The organism is Ruegeria sp. SATB045, assembly GCF_059613525.1.
The window spans coordinates 298580-320210 of the sequence record NZ_JBXWSR010000028.1; the positions used below are offsets into that span (position 1 = coordinate 298580).

24 protein-coding genes are annotated in these 21631 nt (G+C 60.1%); 11 read left to right on the forward strand and 13 right to left on the reverse strand.

From position 1 onward, the window contains the following. Positions 1-21 precede the first annotated feature (21 nt). From AC2FNR_RS16690 to AC2FNR_RS16715, 6 genes are all read right to left on the reverse strand, one after another. Positions 22-156 carry an aa3-type cytochrome c oxidase subunit IV gene (locus AC2FNR_RS16690; RefSeq protein ID WP_170353569.1) on the reverse strand — a complete coding sequence of 45 codons (135 nt, stop codon included), beginning with the start codon at positions 154-156 and terminating at the stop codon, positions 22-24. A gap of 65 nt (positions 157-221) precedes the next feature. Next, positions 222-782, reverse strand: coding sequence for a hypothetical protein (locus tag AC2FNR_RS16695; RefSeq protein ID WP_496850186.1), 561 nt, complete (start codon positions 780-782; stop codon positions 222-224). Beyond that, positions 769-2607 (reverse strand): glycerophosphodiester phosphodiesterase family protein, encoded by a 1839-nt coding sequence (locus AC2FNR_RS16700; protein WP_496850188.1) that lies wholly within the window; start codon positions 2605-2607, stop codon positions 769-771. The genes AC2FNR_RS16695 and AC2FNR_RS16700 overlap by 14 nt, the downstream gene beginning before the upstream one ends. Before the next feature lie 64 nt (positions 2608-2671). After that, entirely contained in the window at positions 2672-3121 is a 450-nt protein-coding gene (locus tag AC2FNR_RS16705) for a DUF6173 family protein (protein ID WP_170353572.1), read from the reverse strand. A gap of 4 nt (positions 3122-3125) precedes the next feature. Then, positions 3126-4172, reverse strand: coding sequence for an MBL fold metallo-hydrolase (locus tag AC2FNR_RS16710; RefSeq protein ID WP_496850190.1), 1047 nt, complete (start codon positions 4170-4172; stop codon positions 3126-3128). Continuing rightward, positions 4172-5875 carry an acyl-CoA dehydrogenase family protein gene (locus AC2FNR_RS16715; protein WP_496850191.1) on the reverse strand — a complete coding sequence of 568 codons (1704 nt, stop codon included), beginning with the start codon at positions 5873-5875 and terminating at the stop codon, positions 4172-4174. Before AC2FNR_RS16715 ends, AC2FNR_RS16710 begins: the two co-directional genes overlap by 1 nt. 136 nt (positions 5876-6011) lie before the next feature. On the opposite strand from AC2FNR_RS16715, the gene AC2FNR_RS16720 reads away from it, so the two are divergent. After that, a complete protein-coding gene (locus tag AC2FNR_RS16720) occupies positions 6012-6962 on the forward strand; it encodes an L-threonylcarbamoyladenylate synthase (protein ID WP_496850193.1) in 951 nt (316 codons plus the stop codon). On the opposite strand, the gene AC2FNR_RS16725 is transcribed toward AC2FNR_RS16720, so the two are convergent. After that, the gene (locus AC2FNR_RS16725) at positions 6963-7517 is read right to left on the reverse strand and encodes a YqgE/AlgH family protein (RefSeq protein ID WP_170353576.1); all 555 of its coding nucleotides are present in this window, start codon (positions 7515-7517) and stop codon (positions 6963-6965) included. A 157-nt stretch (positions 7518-7674) separates the two neighbouring features. Here AC2FNR_RS16725 and AC2FNR_RS16730 point away from each other — a divergent pair, with 157 nt between their 5' ends. Further along, a complete protein-coding gene (locus AC2FNR_RS16730) occupies positions 7675-8475 on the forward strand; it encodes a protein-disulfide reductase DsbD domain-containing protein (protein ID WP_480866799.1) in 801 nt (266 codons plus the stop codon). Positions 8476-8480: 5 nt separating this feature from the next. Beyond that, the gene (locus AC2FNR_RS16735) at positions 8481-8900 is read left to right on the forward strand and encodes an NUDIX hydrolase (RefSeq protein WP_170751889.1); all 420 of its coding nucleotides are present in this window, start codon (positions 8481-8483) and stop codon (positions 8898-8900) included. Here the strand turns inward: AC2FNR_RS16735 and AC2FNR_RS16740 are convergent. The 6 genes from AC2FNR_RS16740 to AC2FNR_RS16765 form a co-directional block, all read right to left on the reverse strand. Continuing rightward, positions 8897-12295: an efflux RND transporter permease subunit gene (locus AC2FNR_RS16740; RefSeq protein ID WP_496850196.1), complete on the reverse strand. Its 3399-nt coding sequence runs from the start codon at positions 12293-12295 to the stop codon at positions 8897-8899. The genes AC2FNR_RS16735 and AC2FNR_RS16740 overlap by 4 nt on opposite strands. A gap of 5 nt (positions 12296-12300) precedes the next feature. Then, on the reverse strand, positions 12301-13755 hold the full coding sequence (locus AC2FNR_RS16745; protein ID WP_170353580.1) for an efflux RND transporter periplasmic adaptor subunit: 1455 nt from the start codon (positions 13753-13755) through the stop codon (positions 12301-12303). A gap of 106 nt (positions 13756-13861) precedes the next feature. Further along, on the reverse strand, positions 13862-14404 hold the full coding sequence (gene moaB / locus AC2FNR_RS16750) for a molybdenum cofactor biosynthesis protein B (protein WP_170353581.1): 543 nt from the start codon (positions 14402-14404) through the stop codon (positions 13862-13864). Positions 14405-14410: 6 nt separating this feature from the next. After that, a complete protein-coding gene (locus AC2FNR_RS16755) occupies positions 14411-15031 on the reverse strand; it encodes a LysE family translocator (protein WP_480866792.1) in 621 nt (206 codons plus the stop codon). Further along, positions 15028-15627, reverse strand: a complete 600-nt coding sequence (locus tag AC2FNR_RS16760) for a metallophosphoesterase family protein (RefSeq protein WP_170751897.1) — start codon at positions 15625-15627, stop codon at positions 15028-15030. Before AC2FNR_RS16760 ends, AC2FNR_RS16755 begins: the two co-directional genes overlap by 4 nt. Continuing rightward, the gene (locus AC2FNR_RS16765) at positions 15627-16388 is read right to left on the reverse strand and encodes a uracil-DNA glycosylase (RefSeq protein WP_496850199.1); all 762 of its coding nucleotides are present in this window, start codon (positions 16386-16388) and stop codon (positions 15627-15629) included. Before AC2FNR_RS16765 ends, AC2FNR_RS16760 begins: the two co-directional genes overlap by 1 nt. A 73-nt stretch (positions 16389-16461) precedes the next feature. Between AC2FNR_RS16765 and AC2FNR_RS16770 the strand changes: the two genes are divergently transcribed. Genes AC2FNR_RS16770 through AC2FNR_RS16805 form a run of 8 tightly spaced genes read left to right on the forward strand, consistent with a single transcriptional unit; the run spans position 16462 to position 21620 of the window. After that, positions 16462-17142 (forward strand): scavenger receptor class F, member 2, encoded by a 681-nt coding sequence (locus AC2FNR_RS16770; RefSeq protein ID WP_170751901.1) that lies wholly within the window; start codon positions 16462-16464, stop codon positions 17140-17142. Positions 17143-17201: 59 nt separating this feature from the next. After that, positions 17202-18137, forward strand: coding sequence for an aspartate carbamoyltransferase catalytic subunit (locus AC2FNR_RS16775; RefSeq protein ID WP_170751903.1), 936 nt, complete (start codon positions 17202-17204; stop codon positions 18135-18137). Continuing rightward, complete coding sequence (locus AC2FNR_RS16780; protein ID WP_496850202.1) at positions 18134-18652, forward strand: hypothetical protein; 519 nt, start codon at positions 18134-18136, stop codon at positions 18650-18652. Before AC2FNR_RS16775 ends, AC2FNR_RS16780 begins: the two co-directional genes overlap by 4 nt. Continuing rightward, entirely contained in the window at positions 18637-19023 is a 387-nt protein-coding gene (locus tag AC2FNR_RS16785) for a hypothetical protein (RefSeq protein WP_480866785.1), read from the forward strand. The genes AC2FNR_RS16780 and AC2FNR_RS16785 overlap by 16 nt, the downstream gene beginning before the upstream one ends. Beyond that, positions 19020-19472, forward strand: coding sequence for a hypothetical protein (locus tag AC2FNR_RS16790; protein WP_480866783.1), 453 nt, complete (start codon positions 19020-19022; stop codon positions 19470-19472). The genes AC2FNR_RS16785 and AC2FNR_RS16790 overlap by 4 nt, the downstream gene beginning before the upstream one ends. Continuing rightward, positions 19469-20749 carry a dihydroorotase gene (gene pyrC / locus AC2FNR_RS16795; RefSeq protein WP_496850204.1) on the forward strand — a complete coding sequence of 427 codons (1281 nt, stop codon included), beginning with the start codon at positions 19469-19471 and terminating at the stop codon, positions 20747-20749. The genes AC2FNR_RS16790 and pyrC overlap by 4 nt, the downstream gene beginning before the upstream one ends. Continuing rightward, positions 20749-21354 (forward strand): glycerol-3-phosphate 1-O-acyltransferase PlsY, encoded by a 606-nt coding sequence (plsY, locus tag AC2FNR_RS16800; protein WP_496850205.1) that lies wholly within the window; start codon positions 20749-20751, stop codon positions 21352-21354. Before pyrC ends, plsY begins: the two co-directional genes overlap by 1 nt. Continuing rightward, a complete protein-coding gene (locus AC2FNR_RS16805; RefSeq protein ID WP_496850206.1) occupies positions 21351-21620 on the forward strand; it encodes a hypothetical protein in 270 nt (89 codons plus the stop codon). Before plsY ends, AC2FNR_RS16805 begins: the two co-directional genes overlap by 4 nt. Positions 21621-21631: the final 11 nt, after the last annotated feature.

Consider the following 21631-nt stretch of genomic DNA (forward strand, 5'->3'; position numbering starts at 1 on the left):
GATGGACCCCGATTTTAAGGTTTAAGAAGCGAAAACCGCCAGGAACAGGCACAGGAAGGCAATGGCTACGACGCACCAGGTGGTCGCCTTGATAAAGCCGTCAAATGTTTTTTCCTGAACTTTGATGTCCATTTCGCCGTGCTTGTATTCAGCCATGTGAAAGATTCCCAATTCGCGTGTTTGAGACGTTGGTAATCGAAAACGCGAGGGCTGTCACCACGTCATTCGCGCGCAGGGGCCGCAGATTGGAACACCGAACAGCCCGGATACCCAAAGCCCCAGCGCCACGGCAGGCCAGAACAGGGTGCGCCGCCGAATCGAACAGCCGCAAACATCGCTTCGGCTGTCACGGAATGGGCGGTGCGAATCTGGTCGGGTGTCATGTCATAGCGGACGGAATACTCTTCGGCGTGCTCAGTGCCGTGCTGTTTCACGCAGGCGCGCAGCGTGTCATCCGCTGACAGGCGCGCGTCATAACTGTCTTCGGCGCGCAGGGCTGCACCCGCGTTGTGATAGGCCCGATCATGGGCCACGCAGCAGTATTCCCAGGGTGGGTGCGCTTCATACAAAGCGCGGAACTTCGGGAAGGTCTCGGCCACGAACCGCCAGCTGGTCGACAACCCGCCCGAGCATCCATCAGTTTCGAATACTGTTAAATCTGCTCCCTCGCTTTGCGCGATCAGCGCGCGATGGGCGGGCAGTTCGAGGCTGCGCATGAAATCTTGCGCCGCGACCGGGCTGGCCAGAACCGAAAGGATCAGCGCCAGTTTACGGGCTGGCATCGCGCATCGCCTCTTTGTCCACGGACATGCCAAAACTGGTTGCAAGCCACAGCAAAAGGCGCTCAGCCGGGCCCATCTCGGCCCGAATGCGCAGCACCTCGTTGGCCAGCGCCGGGTCATCGGTGATCAACCCGTCCACCCCCATCGAGGCCATGGCCGACATCTGCAGCGGGTCATTCACCGTCCAGACATAGATATCCTTGCCCGCCGCCTGCACGCTGCGGACCAGCCCCGGCGTCGCCATGCCCGCATTGACGGCCACAAACTCACCTTCAAGCCCTGAAAGGTCTCCGACCGCCGTGGCGGCCAGAACACCGGCGCGCCAGTCAGGGCGCAGTTTTTCCATTTTCTGCACGGCGGGGTATTTCAGCGACATGGTGGCGATGTCGTCCTGCATCTCGAACTCTTCCACCAGCGCGGCGACGCGATTTTCCAGATCGACGTCGTGACCGTAATATTTCAACTCAATGATGACCTTGGCCTTGCCCTTTGCTGCCTCCAGAACTTGTCGCAGAGTCGGGGTGCGTTCGTCGGCGTATTCAGGATCGAACCAACTGCCGATGTCGATCTCGGCCACGTCTTCCATCGTGGCATCCCAGACCTTGGTGGGCACGCCCGCCAGTTTCATGAAATCACTGTCATGAGCCACGATCACCACGTCATCTGCCGTTTCCTGCACGTCGATCTCGACCCAATCGGCACCGTCCTCAATGGCTTTCAGAACTGCGGCCATGGTGTTTTCCGGCCGCAACGCTGCAGCCCCCCGGTGGCCGATCACCTCGGCCCGGTCGGGGGCATCGACACGGTCCAGCACCTCCTGCCCGACCCATAGCCCCGCAACCAAGGCCACCGCCGCGCCGCCAAGAGCGGCGAGAAGCGGCACGCGCAGATTGCCCGGTTCGGGATGCGGGGGCTCCGAGGTCTTGATCTCGAAAAACCCATCCAGCAGCACCGCCAGCGCGCCCAGCGCCGTTGCGGCCAGAACCAGCCCGGCCAGAGACCACAGCCCGGCTACGATCAGACTGTAGATCAGCGCCATTTTCAGATGAGACGCCCCCTGCAGCGGCACCAGATCGAACAACAACCCCGCCACCGTCGCAATCAACGCGGCAATGACAATGCGCAGGCACAGCCAGATCGCCAGCTCAAGCTTGAGCCGCCCGCGCTTACCCTCCATCCGGGTGGCGCTGACGTTGAAGGCGCTGGCGGGGGCAACGGATTCGAACAACACCAGATGCAGGCCCAGCGCCCAGGCCGAGAACCTGCGGATCAACACCCAAGCCATGACCAGCACCACCGCGCCGATCAGGCCCACGGCCACAAGGAAGGATGGCGGGCGGAACGTCAGGTAATAGTTGATGTCATATTCGGTCAGGGTCCACCACGCGATCACCGCCGCGACAGCGGCAAATGGCACAACCAACAGCAACACCCGCAACACGAACCGCACCGCGAAACCGAATAGAGCGGGCAGGCGCGACAGGATCAGGCCAATGGCGGAACTGCCCGCGCGCCACGGGTCACGTTCACCCATTCGTAACGAGGCTGCCATGACCGAAAAGACCAGCACCTCAGCCAATAGAAACAGGCTAAGCACCACCACAGCCGCCACGAACCCGACCGGAGACAGGATGAATGCGGCGATGGCCTGATCCGTCAGCGCGGTCTGGTTTGACAGCGACACCGCCAGATTGACTGTAATCGCCACCCCCGGCGCGATCAGCGCAACCAGCAGCAGGCGCACGGCCAGATAGATCGGCACAAAGACACGTCGTCGCGCCCAGGCGCCGCGATAGGATGTTGTAACGGCTGAAAAAAGGCTCACCAGCGTTCCCCTCGAATGACCAACATATTCAAGGCCGCGCAGAGGTGAATTGCAAGATGTACGCTCAGCTTTCTTCCAGATCGGCAGCCAGACGGAATCCGATGCGGTTGGCTGGCTTGTCCTCGACCGATTTGGGCAGGGCGCGCAGCATCACGTTCAGCTGGCTGACATGCTGCACCAATTGCGTCCGCGCGCCGGGCCCGTCCGAGCCATAAAAGGTGATCATATCAGGGTCGAAATAGCCCATCCCTTCGATCCGCATCACGCCTGCATCGCCACCAGTGAAACCCATGGCGACCTCGTGATCGGCATCCAGCGTTTTCTCGAAATTCTGGATATAAAGGATCAGCCGCTCATAGGCCCATTGCGCCGGGCTTTTGCTTTCAACCGGTTTTTGCAGTGTGTCGGGCAGATTTTGTGTGCCGGATTGGGCGTCAGGGTTGGCATGGACTTCGTAACAGCGGGGCAAGGCCGCCGCTTCTGCTGCCTCGGCCGAGGTTTCGATTTTGTCCATGGCATTACCCTTTGCGTTGAAACTCCCACGCCCCGTCTGCGCGCCGCGTCCGGGTCACCGCTCCAATGTGGTAAAGATGGTTCAGATGTGCAACCGACTCGACCAGAGCCAGCCCATATTCGCCATCGCCGATCTGGCGTTTGAACAGGGGCGGAAAGCACTCGGCGGCGGTTTTGGGCGTGTCCAGATAGTTTTGCAGACGCTCCAACGCACCATGGTGATTGTCGATCAGTTGCTTCATCCGCAGCGGAAGGCCAGTGAAGGGCAGCTTGTGCCCGCCCAACGCCAGGTGATCGGGGCGCGCCAACCCTTGCAGCCGCTCACAGGCCTCAAGCCATTCGGCCACCGGATCGGCCAGCGGCTCGGTCACATAAACCCCCAGATTGGGGCTGATCGAGCTTAGGATCTGATCGCCGGTGATCACCAGATTGTCGTCACGGCTCCAGAAGGTCGCGTGTTCGGGGGCGTGGCCATTGCCCATATGCACGTCCCAATCGCGCCCGCCCATTCGGATCACGCTGCCCTGCTTGATACGGGTAAAGCCCAGCGGCATCGGATAGACCGTATCGCAGAAATTGAACGGCCGTTCGGTCATGCGTTTGGCCAAGAAATCCGCATCCATCCCGGCGCTGCGGTAGTAATCCAGCGTCTCGGTCGGCCAGGTTTCCTGCACGTCCAACTGCAGCATCCGCGAAAACAGCCATGCGGTGCGGGTTGTCACCAGCTCGGCTCCGTGTTCGGACTGGAACCAACCGGCATTGCCGACATGGTCAGGATGGTGGTGTGTCACCACCACCCGTTTGACCGGCTTGCCGCCCAGCGGGCCCGCCATCAAATCAGCCCATATGCGGCGCGTCTTGTTCGAGGACAGACCGGTGTCGATCACCGTCCAACCGTCGCCATCATCCAGCGCATAGATGTTGACGTGATCCAGCGCCATGGGCAGCGGCAAGCGCATCCACAGCACGCCTTCAGCGACCTCGGTCGCCTCGCCCGGGGCCGGAGCCTCGGGCCAGGGATAACGGATCGTCAAAGGGCTCTCGCCGTCCATCAGGCGGCCAGTTCTTCTGCGCTGAGACCGTAGACATCCTCGGCCCCGTTTTGCGCCTGCGCCAGCAGACCTGAGTATTCAGGCAGCAATGCGTTGATGTAGAAGCGCGCCAGCTTGAAGCGCGGACCTTCGGGCTCGGCCAGCGCCGCCTTCAGGTGGTAATGCGCGCCCAAAATGCGGGCGAAGGCATGCAAATAGGGCACGGCACCGGCAAAACGGTTGTTCATGTCGGCCTGCGACACCAACCACTCGGTGGCCTCGCGCAGGCTTTCGGTGGCTTCCCAGACCGGACCAGCTAGTTCCGGCATGGTTGCACGGGCCGTTTCAGCGTGATCCTCGATCTCGTCCAGAAGACGGCTGGCCGCTTCGCCGCCATCCATCATCTTGCGGGCCACAAGGTCCATCGCCTGAATGCCGTTGGTTCCCTCATAGATCGCTGTCACGCGGACATCGCGATAGAACTGCGCCGCGCCGGTTTCCTCAATGAAGCCCATTCCACCGTGGACCTGCACGCCCTCTTCCGAGACGCGCATGCCTGTTTCGGTTCCAAACGCCTTGCTGATCGGGGTCAGCAGCGCAGCGCGCGACACCCATTCAGGATCATTGGTGGCCGTCGCCATGTCGATCGCCGCCGCATTGGCCAGCATGATCGCCCGCGCCGCAAATGTTTCGGCACGCATGCTCATCAGCATCCGGCGCACATCGGCGTGGTCGATGATGGTGCCAGAAGGCGTCTTGCCCTGCTTGCGTTCCAACGCATAGGCCAATGCGTGCTGATAGGCACCTTCAGCAACGCCAACGCCCTGACCACCCACGCCCAGACGCGCGTTGTTCATCATGGTAAACATCGCGGCCATACCGCCGTGTTCCTTGCCCACAAGCCAGCCTTTGGCACCGTCATACTGCATCACGCAGGTCGGCGAGCCGTGAAGGCCCATCTTGTGTTCCAGCGAAACCACTTTCAGGTCATTCGCCACTCCGGGATTGCCGTTTTCGTCCGGTAGGTATTTGGGTACCAGGAACAGCGAAATCCCCTTGGTTCCAGGGACGCCGTCGGGCAGACGCGCCAGAACAAGGTGGCAGACGTTTTCCGCAAAGTCGTTGTCGCCCCAAGAGATGTAGATTTTTTGGCCCGACACCGCATAGGTACCATCGCCATTGGGTTCCGCTTTTGATGTCAGCGCACCCACATCCGAACCGGCCTGCGGTTCGGTCAGGTTCATGGTGCCTGACCACTCGCCTGCGATCATCTTGGGCAGGTACAGCTCTTTCAGCGCATCACTGGCGTGGTGTTCCAACGCTTCGATCTGGCCCTGCGTCATCAGCGGGGCCAATTGCAGTGACAGACAGGCCGCTGACATCATCTCGTTTACGGCGGTTGTCAGAGTCATTGGCAGGCCCATGCCACCATATTCGGGATCCGCGCTCATGCCGATCCAGCCGCCTTCGGCAATCGCTTTCCAGCCGTCGCCATAACCCGGTGAGGTCCGCAGAACACCGTTCTCCAGCCGTGCCGGCTCCAGATCGCCGGGGCGTTGCAGCGGGGCCATGACCTCTTCGCACATCTTTCCAGCTTCGGTCAGAATCGCGCTGACCACGTCTTCGCTGGCTTCCGAAAACTTGTCAGTGGCGGCGATCTGTCCGAAATCGACCGCGTGGCGGAACAGGAATTCGTAGTCAGAGACTGGTGCGCGATATGGCATGGCTTCACCTCGGGGCTGTATAAAGGTCTGCAACGGCGGGGTTGGAAAACCCAGCGCCCACCGTTATTCATCTGGATTTGGACGATTACGTACCTGTCCCCATGATACAAGCAATCAAAACGCGGCGTCACCACCCATGATCCCCAACGGAACACACGAACTGTTCGCCGACCCGGCCGGAATTGCGCAGGCAGCGGACCTGCTGCGGCAAGGACAGCTTGTCGCTTTCCCGACCGAAACAGTCTACGGGCTAGGCGGCGATGCTCGCAACGGAGAGGCCGTGGCCCGCATTTATGCAGCCAAAGGCCGCCCCAGTTTCAATCCATTGATCGCGCATGTCGCATCGGTCGACGCCGCAAAGCGATTTGTGACATGGTCCGATCAGGCACAGGTTCTGGCAGATGCTTTTTGGCCCGGCCCGCTGACTTTGGTTTTGCCATTGCGCGCTGACCATCAAGTGTCGTCTTTGGTGACGGCTGGCCTCGATACGCTGGCCGTTCGCGTTCCGGCCCATCCTACGGCACACGCTATTCTTGAAGCCTTTGACGGGCCCGTTGCGGCGCCGTCAGCGAACCCGTCAGGGCAAATCAGCCCGACAACCGCTGATCACGTGCGGACCGGGTTGGACGGACGCATTGCCGCTATCATGAACGACGGTCCTTGCGGGGTCGGTCTGGAATCGACGATCGTTGGACTGGCCGGTGAGCCAACCTTGCTACGCCCAGGCGGCGTCGCGCTGGAAGAGATCGAGAGCACCCTGAACACCCGCCTCCATCTACATCAAACCGGAGATCTGCTGACAGCACCCGGCCAGTTACTATCCCACTACGCGCCCGATGCCCCGGTTCGCTTGAATGCTGACGCCACTCAGGGGGACGAGGTGCTGTTGGGTTTTGGGTCTGTTCCTTGCGACCTCAACCTGTCGGCTAAAGGCAATTTGGTCGAAGCCGCCGCTAACCTGTTTGCAGCGCTGCACCAGTTGAATACCACCGGTCGACCGATTGCGGTTTCACCAATCCCGGATCACGGCCTTGGGGCAGCAATCAATGACCGTCTGCGCCGCGCCGCTGCACCGCGCGATCGCTGATCAGGCACGCCCGGCGCTGGCCGACAAAGTCAACGGATCAACACCCAAAGTGGCAAGCGCGGCCTCCCATTTCTCGTCATCGGGGACGTCGAACACCAGTTTCGAGGACGCATCCGTGGTCAGCCAGCCATTCATGGCGATCTCATCCTCAAGTTGGCCCGGACCCCAGCCGGAATAGCCCAGCGCCAATGTCGAATTGAGTGGACCACGACCCGAGGCCAGATCTTCAAGGACGTCCAATGTCGCGGTCATGCTGAAATCATCCGAAATTTTCATCGAATGAAGATTCGCATCATAGTCTGAACTGTGCAGAACAAAGCCGCGCGACATCTCGACCGGCCCACCAAAATGTACGAGGCGTTCGCCCACGACAGGGATTCGGCAGGCGATGTTGAGCTGCCCAAGCAAAGTCTTGATCCGCAGGTCTGACGGCTTGTTGATGATCAGACCCATCGCCCCATCATCTCCGTGGCTGCACATATATACCACCGAATGATCGAAGCGCGGATCGCCCATACCCGGCATCGCAATCAACAGTTTTCCGGTCAGGTCCATAAGATGGCATCTCTTGCTTGGTGCCCTTCAACAATGGCCCCGAGCGGCGGCGATTGGCAAGAGATCAGCGCAGATTTCCGCAGATTTCATTCGAGTGACCTGAACGTGACTTGGAATCTGCGTCGGGACCGCGCATTTATAGGTTATGAACGTACATATGACAGTCTCAGCGGTCGCATTGACCTTCGCCCTTGGATTTGTTGCCCCGGCATTCGCTCAGGTGACTGGTACCGTGGCAGAATTGGATATTCTCGACGGTGGTCGCACCACGCAGGGAACCTATATGACAGCCGTGCGGGTGACGTTGGATGATGGGTGGAAAACCTATTGGCGCGCGCCCGGTGATGCAGGCATTCCACCGCATTTCGACTGGAACAGTTCAGACAATGTTGGGAACGTGTCGATCACCTGGCCGACCCCTGAAGTCTTTGTCCAGAATGGACTGCAATCCATCGGGTACGAAGACCAGCTTGTTCTGCCGGTTGAGATTACACCGAAGAATCCCAGCCAACCTGTGCACCTGAAAGGTACGATGGATCTTGGCGTGTGCAAGGAAGTCTGCATCCCGGCACAACTGGACTTCGATCACAAGCTGAACGCCGATGCCGGGCGCAACCCGGCCATTGCCGCAGCACTCGCGCAGCGCCCCTATTCCGCAAAAGAGGCAAGGGTCGCTCAGGCCAGCTGCCGCCTGACACCGACATCGGACGGGATGCAGATCGAAGCTCGGGTGACGATGCCCTCGGCTGGCGGTCAGGAACTGGCAGTGATTGAGCCCGGCAATCCCACTCTTTGGGCATCACAACCCGACACTGAGCGCCAGGGTGACACGCTTGTTGCTACGTCCGAAGTGATCAGCGCATCCGGGGCGCCCTTTGCGTTGGAGCGGTCCGAGATCAGGATCACCGTTCTGGGCGCAAATCACGCGGTTGACATCAAAGGGTGCAGCGCAGGCTGATCCCGATGGTTCAAACGCCAAAAATCGGGGCACTGGCCGTCGTCATACACGACGCGCAGGTTCTGCTTGTGCAACGCAGCAAACAGCCAGACGCCGGATTGTGGGGCTTTCCCGGCGGTCATGTGGAATGGGGCGAAACGGTTCTGCAAGCCGCACAACGCGAATTGCATGAGGAAACCTCGGTCACGGCGAAGCCTCTGCATTATCTGGACAATCTGGATCTGTTGCGACGGGACTCGCACGGTGCTGTAGTGTCGCATTATCTTTTGGTTGGTGTGGTGTGCGCATACCAGTCCGGGCAGCCTGTTGCAGGCGACGATGCGTTGGATGCGCGTTGGTTTCCCTTGGAACAGATACGGCGCGGTGACCTGCCCATGAGCAATCGGGTCAATGATCTATTGGAGACGGCGCTGCGCCGAAACTAGGCCGAGCGGGCCTTGAGACGTGCGAAAAACAGGCCAGACGCGGCGATGCTGAGCACAAGAATGACAACCGCTCCCGCAACAAATGCGCCCAGCCCCATTTGCAGAGCTACGAGGCCGTCCGCAGACCCATAAAGCCCAGATAATATACCCAAAGGCGCACCCGTAATGACCGGGAGCACCATGGTTATGCCGAACCAGACCAGCAACGCTGTACCGGTGGCGGCAAGAGCGCCCTGCACCACCCGGTCAGGCGCGCGCACCGCGCGCCGCATAGCCGTGATCGGACGCGACAGGTCGTTCAGAATGCCCAACAGCGCCGGCACCAGAACCAGTACCAAAATCATCCCGAAGGCCAGGCCATAGACCAGAGTAATCACCGTTGGTTTGAGGAATTGCGCCTGTTGCGACCCCTCATACAGCAACGGGGTCAGGCCAAGAACAGTCGTCAGCGTTGTCAGCATAACCGGACGCAATCGGTCTGCGGTTCCTTCGATGATAGACGGCACCAGCCCGCGATCCTGCTGATAAGCATCAACGGTCGTCACCAAAACGATCGAGTCGTTGATGATAATCCCGGTCATCCCCAGCAGCCCTACAACGGTGAACATGCTCAGTGGCACCTCCCAGATGTAGTGGCCCCAGATCGTTCCAACCAACCCAAACGGAATAATCGCCATAACGACCAGAGGTCGCGTCCAACTGGCAAAGACCCAAGCCAGAACAATATAGATGCCGGTCAGACACAGGATCAGACCGGTGCGGGCCTCGGACAAAAACTCATCCTCCTGCTCGCTCAAACCCGCCATGGTCCATTCGACCTGACGTTTGGCGGCGATGTCGGGTAGAATTTCCTCGCTCATCGCGCGGTTTATCTCTTCGGCGCGGGTGGGGTCGTCTTCCGCGATGTCGCCATTGACCGAGATGACCCGCAGGCCGTTTTCACGGCGGACAGTAGAAAACCCTGACTTGCGCTGAACTGATACGATATCGGCCAGCGGCACATACACGCCATCCGGAGTCCGCATCAGTGTGCGTTCCAGGAAATCGGCAGTCAGCTCGTCTTCGGGCAATTCGACCCGGATTTCAGCGCTTCGGGGACCGTCGGGGAAGGTCGCGGCCTCAATCCCGTTCAAACGATCGCGCAACACACGGCCAAGTGTTTCAATCCGGAAGCCCAGTGCTTGTCCCTGCGCCGTCAGATCCAGAATGAACTCTTCCTTGTCATAGGCAAGATTATCCTCCAGCGCCGAGACTTCGGGGTATTTCGAAAGCTCGGCCTGCAGGTCTTCGGATGCGGCCTTAAGCGTGTCTACGTCTGCCCCATAAAACTGCACGTCAATCGCATCACCGCCCGGCCCCGAACGCCAGCCACGGAAACTGAGCAATTCGACCTTGGGATGACGCGGGACGAAATCCTGCAATTCGCCAACGAATTCAAAACTGGAATAAGGGCGCAGATCGGCATCGATCAACTCGATCGAGATGCCGCCGAGAAGATCTTCGTCCTTGCCATCCGCCGCAGACAGTCCGCGGCCTGCCGATCCGCCAATCTCGGACAAGACATAGTCAATAGGATTGCGCCCATGGCGTTCTTCGTAAATTTGCCCCAATTCGTCCACGGCAGTCTGCAGCTGGCGCATCATGGCCAGCGTGTCCTGACGCGTCGCGCCTTCTGCCATGATGAAATTGCCGGTGACCGAACCACGCTCGGGCGCATTGAAGAATCGCCAGTTCACATCACCTTTGATGAACAGCGCCGCCTGACTTGCCAGGATCAGGATCATCAGTGCCACAACGACATAACGCGCCCAGATGACCCATGCGATGAATGGGCGGAACAACTGATCGCGCACCCAGCGGAACCCGCGATTGACGACCCGGTTAGGCCAATCATACCAGTGTTCTTTCGCGGAATGTGCAATGGCGTGGGCCATATGATTCGGCAGGATCAAAAAACACTCGATCAACGAGGCGATCAGAACCGCAATCACAGTGAAAGGTATGTCCCGGATCAACTCACCGAACCGACCGCCAATCGCGGTCAAACCGAAAAAGGCAATGACCGTTGTCAGGGTCGCGGCAAAAACCGGCATCGCCATGCGCCGCGCCGCGCTTTCAGCTGCCACCATCGGGGCCTCGCCCAAGCGACGAGCACGGAAATCGGCATGTTCACCGACAACAATTGCGTCGTCCACAACGATACCCAGCGTGATGATCAGACCAAACAGCGACACCATGTTGATCGACAACCCGCCAATATACATGAAAGCAATCGCCGCAGACATCGCCACCGGGATCCCCGCCGCCACCCAGAACGCGATACGCGCATTCAGGAACAGAAACAGCAGACACACAACCAGCCCCAGGCCCATGAGGCCATTGTCAATCAGGATGTCCAGCCTGTCGGTGATCGCCTGCGCGCGGGTTCGGATCAGCTCGACCGACACGCCTGCAGGCAGGCTGGCCTGCATCTCGGCTACGACCTCCTCGACAGTGCCCTGAATCTCGATCGCGTCCCCTAGGTTCGAGCGATCCACCCGCACTGACATCGCTGGATCTTCACCTACGAAATAGCTGCGAATTCGGTCAACGCCCTCAAGGCGGATCTGCGCCACGTCGCCGATCAGCAACTTGGACCCGTCAGGGAAATTGCGCAGCGGGATGCCTTCGATTTCCTCAGGTGTTCGCTTCTCGGTGCCGGTGCGAATGCGGGCATTGGCGCCCGTAACATCCCCGGCGGGGTTAGCCGTGGCTTCGGCCGCAACGGCGGTCGCGATCTCGGACAGTGTGATATCGTTGGCAATCAACTGCGCGGTCGGAACCTCGACCACCACGCGCGGTGCAGCCAGCCCCCGGATGGTCGTCCGTGTAACACCCACGGCAAACAGGCGGTTGATCAGTTCATCGGTGAATTTGGCAAGCTGATCCGGGGCAACAGGCCCGGTTACCACCACATCCGTTACACGGTCCCGCCACGCACCGCGTCGGATCGTAGGCTCTTCGGCATCTTCTGGCAGGTTGGTCACGCCATCAACAGCTGTTCTGACTTCTTCTACTGCGCGGGACATGTCCCAATTCGGCTCGAATTCCAGCCGAATGCTGGTCCGCCCCTCGCGCGAGGTCGCCTCGGTACTGGAAACGCCCTCAACCGCCAGCAGCGCAGGCTCAAGCGCCTGAACGATGCCATTGTCCACATCCTCGGGGCCCGCTCCTTCCCACACGACGTCGACGTCAACACGTTCAAGGATGACGTCTGGAAAGAACTGCGCCCGCATGTTGGGCAAAGCCGCCACACCCAGCACCAGCAAAACCAGCAGCAACAGGTTCGCCACTGTGCGATGCCGGGTGAAATAGCTGAGTATACCGCTTGCCGCGCCGGGGATCTCGCGCATCATAGCGGTTAACCTCCGGCCCGGTTTTCAATGCGACGCACCAGAGATGCCGGAACTTTCGCCTCGCTGAGCTGCCCCAGGACGCGGTCTTTCATATCCTTCGGCATCTTGTCGCTGGCCTCAACCTGCGCGACAAGCTGCGCGCGCTGCTCGTCCGACAGCTCGACCAAATCGGGTTCAGCCCCGGCATTGGCTTCGATCCGCAAGGGGCGGACACGAACACCAGCACCCAGCAACGGCGTGCGCCCGATGACAACCTCGCGGCCGTCCAGACCTTTACCCCGCAACAAAACCTCGTCTCCCTGACGACGGATCAGTTCGACCGGCAAAGCTTCGAGCCGGTCATCCGTGCCGAGCACCAGAACCGTGCCAACCGCATCCAGAACCGAAGATGGCAGCCGCACTACATTGTCCAATGGCTGTTCCTGCACGGTCACTGTCACGAAGTCACCGGGTTTGAAACCCGACGTGTTGTCCATCCGCGCATAAAGCAAGCGCCCCGTTTGCCCCTCGCCGGCTGATCCACTATCGCGGCTTATTCGACCAGTAGCGGACAGATCAGTGCCCGTGACCTCAAGCGAGACCGTGACAGGTGCGTTGATCAGATCGCCCTCGGCATCCAGCAAACGCACGAATTGCGCGGTCGAAACGCGGAACGCGACTTCAAGCGCATTCGGATCGACCAGTTCTGCCAGTTTTTCATTGGCGGATACCAAACGGCCTTCGACCAGCGTTACATCCGTCAATGTCCCGCCAAAACGGGCGCGGACGGTCATGTCCTCCAAATCACGTTCGGCGGCCTCAAGCGCGATACGGGCGCGTGACAATAAAGTTGTGGCTTGATCCACCCGCGACTCGGCCTGCGCCAAGGCGATCCGGCGGGCCAGAACGGCCTGCTGCGCTGCAGCTTCGGCCAATTCGGCTTCTTCTACCGATGCCGCGGCACCAACACCCCGGCTTTGCAGGTCTTTTTGCCGTTGCATGGCACGCCCACGCAGCTCTGCCTGTGCCTCGGCCGAGTTCAACTCATCTTGAGCGAGCAACAAAGACCGCTCGGCGTCCCGTTCTTCGAATTGGGCATCCAGTAGATCCGACTTGGCCCGATCCAGCGCCGATTGCGCATCGGCAGGGTCCAGTTCGACCAAAACCTCGCCGGCACTAACGGAACCGCCATCCTCGAAGTCATCCGACAGAGACACTACGCGCCCGCCCAGTGCCGCGCGCAGTTCCAAGCGTCTGCGGCTTTGTACTTCACCAAATGCCTCGAGATAGGGTGTCACGGTTTCCAATTCGGCTGGACGAACCGTAACAGCAAAAATACGTTCACGCGCCTGCGGGGCCGCGTCTTCGCGCGTCAACAAATCCTGAACCGCGCCCGCAATAATCTGGGCGGCCGCAAACAAGAGAGCTAGCGTCAAAGACGCTAGAAACACTCCGACAAGGCTTTGCCTCAGAAAACGCATATTGCACTTACCCCGGTTGCATCAGGCTACCTGCCGCAAAAGGTAGCTGTGCGGTCAAAAATGCCAAGCCACAAAGCGGTTATGAACAGTTGAACGTGCGACCAGTCTACTTCCGTCGCAGATGTTCGTCCAATCTTGGCATTATTTCCACGAAATTGCAGGGACGGTGGCGGTAGTCGAACTGCTTTTCCAGGATCGCGTCCCAAGCATCCTTGCAGGCGCCGGGGCTGCCGGGCAACGCGAACAGATAGGTGCCGCCGGCCACGCCCCCCGTGGCGCGGGATTGAACGGCCGAAGTGCCGATCTTCTCCATCGACACGATCGTGAACACTGTTCCGAAGGCTTCGATCTCTTTCTCATAGACGTCCCGATGCGCCTCGACCGATACATCGCGCCCGGTTAGACCAGTGCCACCGGTCGAGATCACAACGTCGATATCGGGATTGGCGACCCAGTCGCGCAACTGATCAGCAATCTGAGCACGCTCATCGCGGATGATCTTGCGGTCCGCCACCAAATGACCTGCCTTTTCGATTCGCTCCACCAGTGTCTGCCCCGAGCGGTCCTCGTCCAGCGAGCGGGTGTCCGAGACGGTCAGAACCGCGATCCGTACCGGAATGAAGTCTTTGGTTTCGTCGATGCGTGACATCTTGCGTCAAGCCCTTTCCATAATGGCAAGCCGGATGGCGAGGGCGGTGAAAATCCCTCCTGTCACCCAGCCCATGATACGCGAGGCGCGCGGGTTCGAGATCAGAACCTTGCCCGCGCCACCGGCAAACACCCCGACCAGCCCATTCACCACGAACCCACCCAGCGCGATCACCACGCCAAAGATCAGGAATTGCGGTAGGATCGGGCCAAGGGCCGGATTTACGAATTGCGGGATAAAGGCCAGCACGAACAGAATGACCTTGGGATTGGTCAGGTTCACCACCATGCCATCCCTGAAAGCGTGATGTGCGGGTCTGGCGGGTGTGTCTGCAGATATTGCCCCGTTTCGGATCGCGCCCCAGGCCAGATACAGCAGATAGGCCACGCCCATCCAGCGGATCACGTCAAACAGCCACGGCAGCGCCGCCACCGCAGCCCCCAGCCCCAGCCCGGCCAGAAGAACATGCACCATCAGCCCGACCGAGACGCCAGCGCTGGCCACCAAGGCCGGTTTAGACCCCGATTTCAGACCCTGCCCGAAACAGAACATCATATCCGCGCCCGGCGTGAAGTTCAGCGCCAAAGCCGCCGGTATGAAAGCCAGTAAGGTGACAGTTTCAATCATGCCGCACCCTCAAACCAATTCACGCGCGGCCCTAGATTGGCGATCTGAGTGCGTCCCAGCGTACCGCGATATCCCCAACTGTCGTGGATATGCCCGTGCAACGACAACTGTGGCTGTAGCCGCTCAATAGCGTCACGCACGGCGGTAGATCCTACCGCATCACCGGTCGACGTCACATCTCCATAGCCTTTGGGCGGAGAATGCGCGATCAGGATGTCAGTCCCATCGCAGCGGTCCAGCAGCTCGGTCGCCTCGGCCTCGGTCAGGTCGCAGGACCAGTCTCCAAACGGTGTGAGCGGCACGCCGTAACCCAGACCGAACAGGCGCAGGCCGTCTATCGTCATGCCCGAGCCGTGCAGGACATGGACACCCTGCGGCGCGGCTTGTGTTAACTCCTCGGCGCTTTCGGCATTGCCGGGTACCAAAACCAAAGGCGAGGCGATGCTGGACAGCATCTCCATCGCTTCGTCCAAACCTTGCCGCATCTTGCAGAAATCCCCGGCGCCAATCACCAAATCAGCTTCTGCGCTAGCTGTAACCAGTTGGTTGGCGTGGTTGCGGGACATATGCAGGTCAGAAAAGGCCAGAATGCGCATTACTTGCCCTCCAACCGGGCTTTCAGCTCCAGCAAATCGGCCCAGGCTTGCCGTTTGGCCTGTGGCTGGCGCAGCAGATAGGCGGGGTGGAACATAGGGATCACCGGTAGGTTCATCGCCTGATCCCAGTGACCGCGCAGTCGGGTTATACCGCGTTTGCCCAGCACCGCCTGACAGCTGATATTGCCCATGACCACCAGAACCTCGGGCTTGGCCAAGGCCACGTGCCGTTCCAAAAACGGCTTCATCATCCCGATCTCTTCGGGCTTGGGATCCCGGTTTTGCGGAGGCCGCCATGGCAGCACATTGGTAATGTAGACGTTCTTGTGACGATCCAGATCAATCGCGGCTAACATCCGGTCCAATAACTGACCCGCGCGGCCGACAAAGGGTTTACCTTCGCGATCTTCCTCGCGACCCGGAGCCTCGCCGATGATCATCACTCGCGCCCCCGGCGTGCCATCGGCAAACACCAACTGCCGCGCACCGCGTTTCAGCTCGCAATGGTCAAACGCCTCCATGGTCGCGCGCAATTGATCCAGCGATCCCGCGCCTTGAGCCGCAGCCTTGGCCACCGCAGCCGGATCGACCTGTTTGGGTTTGTCCGGCGCCGCCTGTGCCACGGGTTTCTTGGCCTTGGGTCCAGTGTCGGGCAACGCGTAGCGGTCTATCGGCGCATCCCCGATAGACTCGGTCGCGCCCAGTTCGATCTGCCAGTCCAAAAGGGCCCGCGCCGTGTGATAATCCAAAGCCGATTCCATGCCTCACAATCTAACCAGCTTTTGACCGAGGGAAAGCGAATAGCACTTGATCGACCCGGCAACCGGGCAGACCATGGCACTATTCATGCCGAGCCTTATTCGATTCTTTCTGGTCATCTTGCTGCTGATCCCCGTCAGTACCTCTGGCTTTGCGCAGGTGAACGACCGTTTCGGCGTTCAGAACCGAGGCATCCAAGATCGCAACGGCTTCCAACAGCGCAACCGTATCCAGAACCAATGCCGCGCGGGGCAACTCAGATGTGGACGGAATTGCTGCCCCGTTGGACAGCGCTGCAGTTTTGACGGAAACTGCATACCGCCCGGTGGCACCTATTGCGGCGGCGGCTTTTCCTGCGGTCCATTTGAACGCTGCGTCGGCAATCGCAGATGTGCCCCAAAGGGCGAAAACAAGTGCCGGTCCAGTCTGGACTGCCCCAGCGGCACCGCCTGCAACGGGCGTGGCGAATGCGAAGCGATCCAGCTGGAATTCACTCTGCCCCGGCCAAAATGCGACGATGGCCGCACCTGCGCCAGCGGCACAAGCTGCCTGCCCGGCGGTGGATGCACCCGCCCCGGCTGGTTCCTGTGCGAAGAGACCGGATCACAATGTCGGCAGGGTTTCAAATGCTCGACCAATCAGGGCTGCGTCCCGGTCAAAGCGGTCGATTGCGGCAATGCCAAATGGTGCAGACCCGGCGAGCGATGCCTGCCCGAAGGCGGATGTGAGAAACTGCCCGAAGGCTCTGAACCATAGGTTGCTTTAGCCCCCACAGGTTTCTATAAGCGGCTCGATTGTCAGACAGGAGCCCGCCCATGCGTTTCGCCCATCGTCACCTTCTTGGCATCGAGCATCTGTCGCAGTCCGATATCACCGCCATTCTGGATCTGGCCGAAAAGTATGTCGACCTGAACCGCCAATCGACCAAGCATTCCGACGTGCTGTCGGGGCTGACGCAGATCAACATGTTCTTTGAGAACTCGACCCGCACACAGGCCAGCTTTGAGCTGGCAGGCAAACGGCTTGGCGCGGATGTGATGAACATGGCGATGCAGGCCAGCTCGATCAAAAAGGGAGAAACCCTGATCGACACCGCGATGACGCTGAATGCGATGCACCCCGATCTGCTGGTGGTGCGGCACCCGCATTCCGGCGCGGTGGACCTGCTGGCGCAAAAGGTGAATTGCGCCGTGCTGAATGCGGGCGACGGCAAGCACGAACACCCCACGCAGGCGCTGCTGGACGCGTTGACCATCCGCCGCGCCAAGGGTCGTTTGCACCGTCTGAACATCGCGATTTGCGGGGACGTAGCGCATTCGCGTGTGGCACGGTCGAACCTGATCCTGCTGGGTAAGATGGAAAACCGTATCCGCCTGATCGGCCCGCCGACGTTGGTGCCCTCGACCTTTGCCGAGTTCGGGGCCGAGATCTACGACGACATGAACGAGGGCCTTCAAGACGTCGACGTCGTCATGATGCTGCGCCTCCAGAAAGAGCGGATGGATGGCGGGTTCATCCCCTCGGAGCGCGAATATTACCACCGCTACGGGTTGGATGCGGCAAAACTGGCGCTGGCCAAGCCCGACGCGATCGTCATGCATCCCGGCCCGATGAACCGCGGCGTGGAAATCGACGGCACGCTGGCCGATGACATCAACCGATCCGTCATTCAGGAACAGGTGGAGATGGGCGTCGCCGTCCGCATGGCCGCGATGGAACTACTAGCCCGCAACCTGCGCGAGGCCGCATGAGCGACCTGACCGTTGCCCCCCATGAACGCGGTGTGATCCGCCTGTTCACGCTGGACATGCGCCCCGAAGAGGCCAAGTTCCTGCGCGAACCCGGTGCCGCCGATCAGGTTCTTGGGGTCGATGGTCTGGATATCGGGCAGATCGATATCTTTCCGGTCTCGGACCTCGAAGACCTCGGGCTCTATGGATATTTGCATGAAGGCGGCGGTGTGTCCGAGGATCAGCTAAACCGCACAATGCTGGATGCTATCGAAGGCTGGGTCATGGCCGTCCGCAGCGCAGCTTTTCGCGGCCAAGCCGCGACACTGAACCCCGACCCACGGGTGCGCCTGTTGGGCCTTTTCACCGAGGAAGCAACAAACTGGACCGGCGGCGTGATCGAGACCGAAAGCGCCAAGCCCTTCTCGGCGCCCCAGAACCCCGTAGAAAACAACGCACCGCGCCGCATCGGGTCCGCGATCCTGGCGGTGATCGCACTGCTTATTGTCGGAGGCACCCTTTGGCTGATCCTATAGTCTTCACGCCGCATCGAAATGCCTATATCCAGACCAACCTGACCCTTGCTGCCATCGCGATGGCCGGGGCGATGATCGTGTTGTGGCTGGTCGGAAACCCTTATGTCTGGACCGGCGCGCCTGCGGGTCTGGCCGCCATCGGGTTTCGCGCGTGGTATCTGGCCTCGGAAGAGCTGACAAACACGTGGGAGATGTCGGACACCACCCTCACCGGCCCCGGCCCACGCACTATTGCCCTGGACCAGATCGAGGCCGTCAACACGATGGGCAGCTTCGTGCAGGTCGTCACCAAAAGCGGCGACAAGCACCTGATCAAGTACCAAGCCGACCCCGCCGCCACCAAAGCAGCCATCGAAAGGGCCATGGGATGAGCGACGACTGGTGGCGCAAGAAAATACCCGACACTGAACAGGTGCTTTGGCATGGGCGGCCTTACCAGGGGTACTTTCCTCCGCGCCTGAGATGGGCATATGGCATTCTAATTGCCTGCCTTGCGCTCGGTTGGATTGCCAGCCCTTGGCTCGCGGAGACTTTGCGCGACTATTGGAAGCTTATCGGATGCACGCTGCTGCTGGCGTTTTTCATGTGGTGGGAACGGTTAATCCGCATGCGGCGCGTCTATGTTGTGACCAATCGCAACGCCTGGTGGATCAGCGAGATATTTAGAGCAAAATCCTTGTCCATTAATCCCGACCTGAAATTCTATCGCAACGGACACAACATCGTGTTTTCGCAACTGCGTTTCCTGGTATTCGAATACCTCCCCGCCCCTGACACCGCCATGGAAGCCCTGACCAAAGCCCGAGAGGCCCAGACATGACCGCCCAGATTTTCACCAATGCCCGACTGATCGACCCCGAGGCGGGAACGGACGCCCTCGGTTGGCTTCTGATTGCAGACGGTAAGATAAAAGACCACGGCAAAGGCGCAGCCCCTACAACGGACGCGCAGATGATCGATTGCGGCAGACAGTGCCTCGCCCCCGGCATCGTGGATATCGGCGTCAAGGTCTGCGAGCCAGGCGAACGGCATAAAGAAAGCTATAAATCTGCAGGTCTGGCCGCCGCTGCCGGAGGTGTGACCACCATCGTCACCCGACCTGACACCAGCCCAGCGATCGACACGCCGGAAACACTTGAATTCGTTACCCGCCGCGCACAAGCAGATGCGCCGGTGAATGTTCTGCCAATGGCAGCGCTGACCAAAGGGCGCGAGGGTCGCGAGATGACCGAGATCGGCTTTCTGCAAGACGCAGGCGCCGTGGCCTTCACCGATTGCGACCACATGATCGCCAACACCAAGGTATTTTCCCGTGCTCTGACCTATGCGAAATCCTGCGGGGCACTGGTGATTGCGCATCCGCAGGAGCCCGGCCTCAGCGCCGGAGCAGCCGCTACCAGCGGCAAGTTCGCCTCGCTGCGTGGTTTACCTGCCGTTTCGCCCATGGCTGAGCGCATGGGTTTGGACCGTGATATCGCCCTGCTGGAAATGACCCGGGCCAAATACCATGCCGATCAGATCACTACCGCCCGCGCCCTGCCCGCGCTGGAACGCGCCAAACGCAACGGGTTGGACATCACCGCAGGCACATCGATCCACCACCTGACGCTGAACGAGTTGGACGTGGCCGACTATCGCACCTTCTTCAAGGTGAAACCGCCTCTGCGGTCCGAGGATGACCGGCAGGCGGTAATCGAGGCGGTGCGGACCGGACTGATTGATACAATCAGTTCCATGCACACGCCGCAGGACGAAGAAAGTAAACGTCTGCCTTTTGAAGAAGCGGCCTCGGGGGCGGTTGCACTGGAAACGCTGTTGCCTGCCGCACTGCGCCTTTACCATGCCGAACAGCTTGATCTTCCGACCCTGTTCCGGGCGATGGCTTTGAACCCGGCAAAACGGCTGGGGTTGGACAGTGGGCGTCTGGCCCCGGGCGCACCCGCCGATTTGGTCCTGTTCGACCCGGATGTGCCTTTTGTGCTGGATCGTTTCAGCCTGAAATCGAAATCGCAGAACACACCGTTTGACGGCCAGCGCATGCAGGGTAAGGTCACCGCAACCTACGTCGCAGGTCAAGAAATCTACCGGAGACCCTGATGCCCCCGTTCGACAGTTCCATGGCCCAACTTATCCTCTGGGCTGCAGTGGGTTACCTGATGGGGTCTATCCCTTTTGGTATGATTGTCGCCAAAGTCATGGGGCTCGGCAACCTGCGCAATATCGGATCGGGCAATATTGGCGCTACAAACGTGCTGCGCACCGGGAACAAGCGCGCCGCCGCGCTGACGCTGATATTTGACGCCGCAAAAGGCGCAATGGCCGTCCTGCTGGCGCGGATCGTGGCTGGCGAAGACGCTGCACAAATCGCTGCGCTGGCCGCCTTTTTGGGTCACTGCTTTCCAGTGTGGCTTGGCTTCAAGGGCGGCAAAGGTGTTGCAACCTTCCTTGGGCTATGGCTGATGCTGGACTGGCGGGTCGGCGTTGCCTGTTGTCTGACATGGCTGTTTGCCGCAGCAGTCTGGCGAATCTCGTCTTTGGCAGCGCTGAGCGCTGCCGCGATGTCGACGATATGGGTGATGTTTCTGACCAATGGCACTGCGTTTGGATTGGGTGTGGCCCTAACCTTGCTGGTCTACTGGCGCCACGGGGCAAATATCACCCGCATCCGGGCCGGAACGGAACCCAAAATCGGAAAGTCTTGACCGCGCTGGCGCCGTTCCTGGCGGCGATTTTTCGCATCCCGCTTGGAACGTCAACTGGGCGCAGCCACGGGCGTCGCTATGTCGTGAGCCGAACCGCGCTGGCAGGCGGCAAGTCCATAAAGCTGGTAGCACACGAGCTTGGCGGGACCGATTACATCAGCCTGAACCTGTACATGACGGCAAATAGTGGTGCATTGCTGCGCTCGTGTGAGATGCCGGCTGATAAAGTGATTGAATTCGTTGTTGGTTTTGCGCCCGATTCCTAAGCTCTACTCTG

Excerpts from the sequence above, each read along its gene's own strand:
- AC2FNR_RS16745 (WP_170353580.1), bottom strand. The coding sequence starts at position 13,755 with ATGCGTTTTCTGAGGCAAAGCCTTGTCGGAGTGTTTCTAGCGTCTTTG.
- AC2FNR_RS16705 (WP_170353572.1), bottom strand. The coding sequence starts at position 3,121 with ATGGACAAAATCGAAACCTCGGCCGAGGCAGCAGAAGCGGCGGCCTTG.
- AC2FNR_RS16790 (WP_480866783.1), top strand. The coding sequence starts at position 19,020 with ATGAGCGACGACTGGTGGCGCAAGAAAATACCCGACACTGAACAGGTG.
- AC2FNR_RS16695 (WP_496850186.1), bottom strand. The coding sequence starts at position 782 with ATGCCAGCCCGTAAACTGGCGCTGATCCTTTCGGTTCTGGCCAGCCCG.
- AC2FNR_RS16760 (WP_170751897.1), bottom strand. The coding sequence starts at position 15,627 with ATGCGCATTCTGGCCTTTTCTGACCTGCATATGTCCCGCAACCACGCC.
- moaB (WP_170353581.1), bottom strand. The coding sequence starts at position 14,404 with ATGTCACGCATCGACGAAACCAAAGACTTCATTCCGGTACGGATCGCG.
- AC2FNR_RS16720 (WP_496850193.1), top strand. The coding sequence starts at position 6,012 with ATGATCCCCAACGGAACACACGAACTGTTCGCCGACCCGGCCGGAATT.
- pyrC (WP_496850204.1), top strand. The coding sequence starts at position 19,469 with ATGACCGCCCAGATTTTCACCAATGCCCGACTGATCGACCCCGAGGCG.
- AC2FNR_RS16765 (WP_496850199.1), bottom strand. The coding sequence starts at position 16,388 with ATGGAATCGGCTTTGGATTATCACACGGCGCGGGCCCTTTTGGACTGG.
- AC2FNR_RS16780 (WP_496850202.1), top strand. The coding sequence starts at position 18,134 with ATGAGCGACCTGACCGTTGCCCCCCATGAACGCGGTGTGATCCGCCTG.
- AC2FNR_RS16730 (WP_480866799.1), top strand. The coding sequence starts at position 7,675 with ATGACAGTCTCAGCGGTCGCATTGACCTTCGCCCTTGGATTTGTTGCC.
- AC2FNR_RS16740 (WP_496850196.1), bottom strand. The coding sequence starts at position 12,295 with ATGATGCGCGAGATCCCCGGCGCGGCAAGCGGTATACTCAGCTATTTC.
- AC2FNR_RS16725 (WP_170353576.1), bottom strand. The coding sequence starts at position 7,517 with ATGGACCTGACCGGAAAACTGTTGATTGCGATGCCGGGTATGGGCGAT.
- AC2FNR_RS16770 (WP_170751901.1), top strand. The coding sequence starts at position 16,462 with ATGGCACTATTCATGCCGAGCCTTATTCGATTCTTTCTGGTCATCTTG.
- AC2FNR_RS16755 (WP_480866792.1), bottom strand. The coding sequence starts at position 15,031 with ATGATTGAAACTGTCACCTTACTGGCTTTCATACCGGCGGCTTTGGCG.
- AC2FNR_RS16690 (WP_170353569.1), bottom strand. The coding sequence starts at position 156 with ATGGCTGAATACAAGCACGGCGAAATGGACATCAAAGTTCAGGAAAAA.
- plsY (WP_496850205.1), top strand. The coding sequence starts at position 20,749 with ATGCCCCCGTTCGACAGTTCCATGGCCCAACTTATCCTCTGGGCTGCA.
- AC2FNR_RS16775 (WP_170751903.1), top strand. The coding sequence starts at position 17,202 with ATGCGTTTCGCCCATCGTCACCTTCTTGGCATCGAGCATCTGTCGCAG.
- AC2FNR_RS16710 (WP_496850190.1), bottom strand. The coding sequence starts at position 4,172 with ATGGACGGCGAGAGCCCTTTGACGATCCGTTATCCCTGGCCCGAGGCT.
- AC2FNR_RS16735 (WP_170751889.1), top strand. The coding sequence starts at position 8,481 with ATGGTTCAAACGCCAAAAATCGGGGCACTGGCCGTCGTCATACACGAC.
- AC2FNR_RS16715 (WP_496850191.1), bottom strand. The coding sequence starts at position 5,875 with ATGCCATATCGCGCACCAGTCTCTGACTACGAATTCCTGTTCCGCCAC.